The organism is Nocardiopsis baichengensis YIM 90130 (assembly GCF_000341205.1).
Taxonomy (GTDB): Bacteria; Actinomycetota; Actinomycetes; order Streptosporangiales; family Streptosporangiaceae; genus Nocardiopsis_A; species Nocardiopsis_A halophila.
The window spans coordinates 1-792 of the sequence record NZ_ANAS01000066.1; the positions used below are offsets into that span (position 1 = coordinate 1).

Here is a 792-nt window from a genome sequence, read left to right on the forward strand (position 1 = left end):
CCTGTACGGGTACGCGGCCTGCGACCCCATCAACAAAAGCGACCCCAGCGGGCTCAACCCAGTTTGCCTGCTCGGAGGTGCTGCGCTAACTGGCTTGGGCTTCCTCGCCATGGCGAATGCTTGGAACCCGCTCGGCTGGGTCGCGGGAAGCCTCGGGGTAGCTCTGACTCTCATGTGTATCGGGTACTCAATTTGGCAGCACGCTTCAAAGAGGCCCTAAAAGCCAGTCGGAAAGGCTGTCGGAGAAGTGGTTGGTTGCATTTTCTGTAGATCCGTCGACGCATGTAAAGAAGTAGTGTGCCACCACTTCCCCGTTGATGTATCCGGATGCTGCTCTGGTGGGGCTATGAAGTGCAGGTCCAAGTGGCTTGCCTTGTGTTGCTAACAACTAGATCGCGTAAGGGTGTGTAGTAGTTAGCTCTAACAGGATTTGAGGGAAATGGATCAAGTGCTTTTGCTGGCTGGGCTCGGCTTTGTGTCGCTGGGATTCATTCTCGGGCTTAGTATGTCGGTTTTCGATAAAGGGAAGCGATCCAAGTTTGCTGTGGTGCTTTGCATGGTCGTCTTCTCGGTGGCGCTTGCATTCCTCTTTTTGTCTTTCTTGGTGGAATATTGAGTATTTTACAGAAGGTTTCGGTCAGTTCCCTGGAACGACCTTCGGTGTGGGGTTGGTGCGGCGGCAGGCTATGTCGTGGATGTCCATACGGCGCCGCCGCTCCAGCACGCTGGGGAAGAACGAGCCCGAACCGGGGTCGGCGAGGGCACCGACATCGAATACAGCCCCACGGGGCA

1 protein-coding gene is annotated in these 792 nt (G+C 55.9%); it reads left to right on the forward strand.

Annotation, left to right across the window (positions count from 1 at the left end; all coding sequences use genetic code 11):
• Window positions 1-439 precede the first annotated feature (439 nt).
• Complete coding sequence (locus C892_RS31690; protein WP_017559962.1) at window positions 440-616, forward strand: hypothetical protein; 177 nt, start codon at window positions 440-442, stop codon at window positions 614-616.
• Window positions 617-792: the final 176 nt, after the last annotated feature.

What these genes read in the sequence shown, in the direction of transcription:
- C892_RS31690 (WP_017559962.1), top strand. Translation starts at nt 440, where the DNA reads ATGGATCAAGTGCTTTTGCTGGCTGGGCTCGGCTTTGTGTCGCTGGGA.